General features: G+C 74.0%; 2 protein-coding genes. Both read right to left on the bottom strand.

Annotated elements, in window-relative coordinates:
* Position 1: 1 nt before the first annotated feature.
* Positions 2-4,342 (bottom strand): carboxypeptidase regulatory-like domain-containing protein, encoded by a 4,341-nt coding sequence (locus tag GA0115240_RS32370; RefSeq protein WP_093742332.1) that lies wholly within the window; start codon positions 4,340-4,342, stop codon positions 2-4.
* 577 nt (positions 4,343-4,919) lie between these two features.
* The coding region (locus GA0115240_RS32365; RefSeq protein WP_107407250.1) for a TylF/MycF/NovP-related O-methyltransferase at positions 4,920-5,624 on the bottom strand (705 nt) is incomplete at its 5' end.

The following is a 5,624-nucleotide window of genomic DNA, read 5'->3' as shown; positions in this document are numbered from 1 at the left end:
GCTACCGCGCGGCCAGCGCGAAGTCGGCGGTCACCGTACCTGCCTTGACCAGCTTGACGGTACGGGTGGCCGGACGGTAGCCGTCCGCCGCCACGATCACCGTCAGCGGGCCGTCGGAGACCGGCCGCCACAACCGGTAACCGCCCTGGGCGTCGGTGGTCGAGGTGGTGCCGCCGTTCTTGGAGTCGACCTCCACCACCGCGCCCGGCAGCGGCACCGCCCCACCCGGCGCAAGGCCGGTGACGGTGCCGGACAACTGGCCCCAGCCGGCCGGCGCGGTCACCGACAAGGTGACCGGGACGGTGACCGACGCGTACGGGGTGTCGCTGTCCACCACGATCGCCGCCCGGTGGTCGCCGTAGTCGGCGGCGCCCATGGCGGTCGCGTCCAGCGTCACCTTGACGGTGACGGACTTGCCGCCCTTCACGGTGAGCGACGGCGAAGTCTCCGACAGCCAGGGCACGTCGGCGTGCGGCGCGTCCCAGCCGGGCAGCTTCAGGGCCGTCGCGGTCGTGGCGCCGTCCGCGGTCTCCCCGCCGGTGACGTACCAGCCGGCAGCGGCCTGGGCGAGCATCAGCGGCTGCGGCAGCCCGGGCAGCGCCGACCAGGTGTCGCTGCCGGGGTCGTAGGCGTACGAACTCCCGCTCACCGTGCCGGACGTGACCTGCGCGCCGCCCGCCACCAGCAGACGGCCGCCGGCGGCGGTGCCGGCCGCGCCCCAGAAATCGGTCGGGGCGTCGGCGACCCGCTGCCAGACACCGGTGGCGGCGTCCAGCCGGAAGGTGTCCGCGGTGTCCTGCGCGGCGCCGTCGACGGGCTCGTACGCGCCGCCGGCGCAGGTGAGCGCGCCTTCGACGGTGCCGCAGGCCGGGAACGAGACCGGCTCGGGGTACGGCTTGCCGGCCGACCAGCTGTCGGTGGCCGGGTCGTAGACCTGCACGTCGGTGGTGCCGCAGCCGATGGCGATGGTGCAGCCGCCGATGACATACAGCTTGTCGCCCACCACACCGCCGCCGGAGGCGCCGTACCCGAGGGGGGCGTCGGCGATCTGCGACCAGGTGTCGGTGGCCGGGTCGTAGACCTCGCCGCCGCGGATCCCGTTCCCCGCCTCGTCGCGGCCGCCGACCACGTAGAGCTTGCCGCGGATGAAGCCGTAGGCGGGGGCGAAGCGCTTGGTGACCGGGGAGGCCAGCGGCGTCCAGCGTCCGCCGGCCTGGTCGTAGGAGGCGAAGTCCCGGGTCCAGTTGCCGTCGGCGGTGGCGCCGAGGCCGGTGTACAGCACCCCGTCGTTCACCGCGGTCAGGCCGCCCGAGACGGCGGTCGGCAGGTCGGTGAGCGGCTGCCATGCCTGGTCGGCGGTGGTCGCGGCGGACCGCGGCGCGGTGACCGCGCGGGCGTCCGCACCCGTTGTCGACCCCCGTGTCGCCTGTGTTTTCGCGGCCGGTTTCGCGGCTGCTCTCGCGCCGGCCGGCGGCGCCGCCGTGTCGGGTGTGATCACGGTGGGCGCCGAGATGCCGGGTGCGGCGGCGGGCGGGGTCGCGGCGGGGCCGAGATCCCGCTCACCGAGGGAGAAGGTGACCGGGGAGCCGCCGGTGTTGGTCAGCCTCACGTCGACCGTCTTGCTGTTCCCCCAGGCCACCGATGCCGACACCGAGCTCTCGGCGGCGGACAGCCGGGCGGGATGCAGCGCGAAGTCGGCCGCGGTGGCCTTGTTCGCGGCCACGTCGACCTTGGCGGTGACCGAGGGATAGCCGAAGGCGTCCAGACCCGCGGTGAAGCTCCGCTTGCCGGTCAGGCCGGAGAACAGCCAGTAGACGCCGTCGGTGACCGCCGGGTCGCCGGGCGAGACCACCGCCCGCGTGGTGTCGGCGGGCGCGGCGGCGCTCGTCACGGTCGCACCGGGCACGCCGGCGCCGGTGTTGGCGTCGGTGACGTGGCCGACGAGCAGGCCGCCGGGCAGTGTCCGCAGGCCGCGGGTGCCGATGGCGACGTCGTCCACCTGCCAGATGCCGGTCAGGCTGCCGGTGTAGTGGAAGCGCACCCGCACCGAGGACTTGCCGGCGTAGGCGTCGAGCGGCACGCTCTGGTGGGACGGGCCGGTCAGCACGTCCTCGTGGTGCCACACCGTCGTCCAGTCCGTACCGCCGTCGGTGCTGACATCGACGTCGGCGACCGCGCTGTCCAGCCGGTAGAGCGAGGGCAGGGCGGTCTCGAAGTCCAGCTGCGGGGTCTTCTCCGCGCTGAAGTCGTAGACCGGGCTGATCAGTTCGGTGTCGACCGGGGCCCAGCCGAGCGCGAAGTCGTCCACGCTCGCGAAGTGGCCGCTGCCGCCGGTCTGGTTGCCGCGGTTGAGGGTGTCGTCGAACTGCCAGCCCCCGGCCGGGGTGTTGTTCCGCACCGTCCAGCCGGCGGGCGCGGCCGGGGCGTCGAAGTGCTGCTGCTCGCCGCCGTGGTAGCCGATCGCGTATCCGGCCGGCAGGGCGCCGTGGTCGTTGAGCGCCGGGACGAGGTCCACGCCGGTCAGCGGCCGGTCGGCGACCGACACCGTCCGCGTCACCGGCTGGTAGCCGGCCGCCAGCGGGGCGGCGTGCAGGGTGTAGTCGCGGTTCATCGGCACGCTGATCGTGTAGGCGCCGGTCGCCGGGTCGCTGTAGGTCTCGCCGGGCACGCCGTCCAGGGTGATCCTGGCGTAGACGCCCCAGGCGTGCCCGGTGTCCTGGACGGTGCCGGAGATGGACTGCGAGGGCACCGCTTGCAGGGCGATGTCCTTCACCAGGTCGGTGCCGTCGGGGAGTTCGAGGGTGCCGAGATCCTGCTGCGCGTAGCCGAACGCGCCGGCCTTGGCCGGGTAGCTGCCGGCCGGGATGTCCAGCCGGTAGGTGCCGTCCCCGGCGCTGGTGGCGTGGTAGTCGCCCACATCGACGGCGGCTCCGGCCACCGGCCGGCCGGTGGCCGCGTCGGTCACGGTGCCGTGCACGTCGGCGTGCGGGCCGGGCCTGAAGGCGGCCGGACCGTCGGGGGTGCCCAGGCCGGTGGGCGCGTCGTAGCCGGTCCGGGCGGCGCACAGATAGGCCGGGTCGCAGTCCGGCGTGCTGCCGAAGCCGCACAGCGAGGAGTCCGGGCAGCTGGCGTTGTCGCCGGTGGTGACGTCGTTGAGCGCCGAAGGGGTCTGGTACGGATAGGAGTTGGGGAAGGTGCCGGCCACCGGCCGGCCGGCCAGCGCGTAGGTGCCGGTGATGATCGGCGCGGAGGCGCTGGTGCCGCCGTACACGTTCCAGCCGCCGTCGGAGAAGCTGTTGTAGACCGCCACGCCGGTCTCCGGGTCGGCGACCGCGCTGACGTCGGCCACCGTCCGGCCCGCGCAGCCGGCGTCGGTCTGGAAGGCCGGCTTGGCCTCCACCGCCGAGCAGCCGGAACCGGGCGCCCCCCAGGTTTGGGTGCCGTCGGAGTGGGTGACGACGGTGTTCCACACCGACTCGCTCCAGCCGCGGGAGCTGTCGTCGCGGCGCAGCGAGGTGCCGCCGACGGAGGTGACGTACGGCGACGAGGCCGGGTAGCTGATGCCGTAGCCGTCGTCACCGGAGGAGAACACCACGGCCGTGCCGGGGTGGTCGAAGTACGCCTCGTCGGCGGCCGGTTGACCCGGGTCGTCGGTGTAGGCGCCGTAGGAGTTGGAGACGTACTCGGCGCCGAGGGCCACCGCGGTGTTCACCGCGCCGCCCAGCGAGTCCATCGCGGTGTCGTCCGCCTCGACCAGCAGGATCTTCGCGTCCGGGGCGACCGCGGAGACCATGTCGAGGTCCAGGGAGATCTCCCCGGCCCAACCGTCGTCGGGCTGCGGGTAGTCCGCCCCGCCGCGCTGGTCGACCTTGCGGAAGCAGCCGCTCTCGGCGGTGCAGGCGGGCAGCCCGAACTGCTGCCGGTAGACCGCCAGATCGGCTTCCGCGGTCGGTGCGTCGTAGGCGTCGACGATCGCGATGGTGGCCCCGGCCCCGCCGTCGGCCGGCAGGTCGTAGGCGGAGCGCAGATCGGCGGGGGACAGGCCGTCGGGGGCGCTCGCGGCGCCGGCCCGCTGCAGGCCGAGCGCCATGCGGACGTCGGTGCGGCGGAAGGAGAAGCAGGTGAAGGCGCCGGGCTTGGGCGCGCCGCACAGCGGTTCGGCGGCGACGCCACCGGTCTTGGCGGCGTGGGCGGTGCCGGTGCCGGCGGCGGCGCTCTGCGGCAGCAGTACGGCGAGCAGGGCCAGGAGTGCGACCAGGGCGGTGGCGGCCGCGGATCGCGCGGCAACACGACCGGGAGCGCTCCCAGTCGATCTGGGCGCAGGCGGGGGTATCGCGTGCAAAGGACGTCTCCAGGGGGATCAAGTGGTGCGGGGCCGCGCTGCCGCCCCGGCATGGGCGGACGCGGTGTGACACAAGATCCTCGCGGCGCCGCGACCCGGTCAACGCGGGCCGCTGGCGGCTTACCGCCGTGTCGGGTTCACGCCCGGTACGGCCGCTGGCCACCGGCCTGCCACGGATGCCGCGGCGGCCCGGCGGCGACAGGAAGCGGTTGGCACTTTTGGACCGGGCGGAACAGGGCAACCGCCCTGAAGGACGGAATACGCACCGGCCAAAGCCGCTGCGGCGTCCCGAAGTTGTCCTCCGTCGAAAGGGAGCTCGTCATGTACATCGGTCTCGGCACCATCGTTCTCATCATCGTCATCGTGGCCGTCGTGATGATGCTGCGCCGCGGCTGACCGGCGGGGCCGGGCGGCCCCACTCCCTGCCCCGGAACACGTGCCGAGAGCCGAGCACTCCGGGAGGGCCGGCGGTCCGGCGCGACGGACGCGCGCCGCGGAGCCGAGCCACCCCCGGACTCCGGGGGCGACTCGGCTCCGTGTGCCGGCCCGGCCGCAGCCATGGCCATGACGGCCCCGGCTACGGCTTCACGGCGACGCGGCCTTCGTCCATCCGGAGCAGCAGCAGCTGCGCGCCGGTCTTCTCCAGGAACTCGTCCACGGCCTCCCGCGAGCCCTGCCACCACCCGTAGTCGTCGATGAGGAGCACACCGCCGCTGGCCAGCCGCGGGTAGAGATGCTCCAACTCGTGCCGGGTCGAGGCGTACCAGTCGGTGTCCAGCCGCAGTATCGCGATCTGCTCGGGCGCCTGTGCGGGAATGGTGTCCTCCACCAGGCCCTGGACGTAGTGGACGCGCTCGGCGGGGTAGGGGACGTGCGAGAAGCCCTCCTGGACGTCCTCCAGGCCCGCGACCGCCCAGATCGGGCGGTCCTTCTCCTGCCGGGCCATCAGGTCGGCCGCGGCCTCGCCGTCGCGGCGCTTGTCCCGGTCGGTGGGCGGCGGCATGCCCTCGAAGGTGTCGAACAGGTAGAGCTCCCGCTCGGTGTCCCCGGCTGCCAGCAGGGTGCGGGCGGCGGCCTGCATGCTGCCCCCGCGCCAGACGCCGCACTCGACGATCGCACCGGGTATCCGGTGCTTGGTGATGTGCCGGACGGCCAGGATGAACGCGTTCACCCGCTCCGGTGAGGTCATGGTGTAGGGCCGCACCGCCTGGATGGTCTCGCGTGCCTCGTCGTCGTAGTCCGCCGGCAGTTTCAGCGGGCGCGGCGCCGCCGGGGCCGCGGG

The organism is Streptomyces sp. DvalAA-14, from assembly GCF_900091855.1.
Classification (GTDB): domain Bacteria; phylum Actinomycetota; class Actinomycetes; order Streptomycetales; family Streptomycetaceae; genus Actinacidiphila.
The sequence above is the reverse complement of the archived record's forward strand: the minus strand, read 5'-3'. Positions and strand labels throughout refer to the sequence as shown.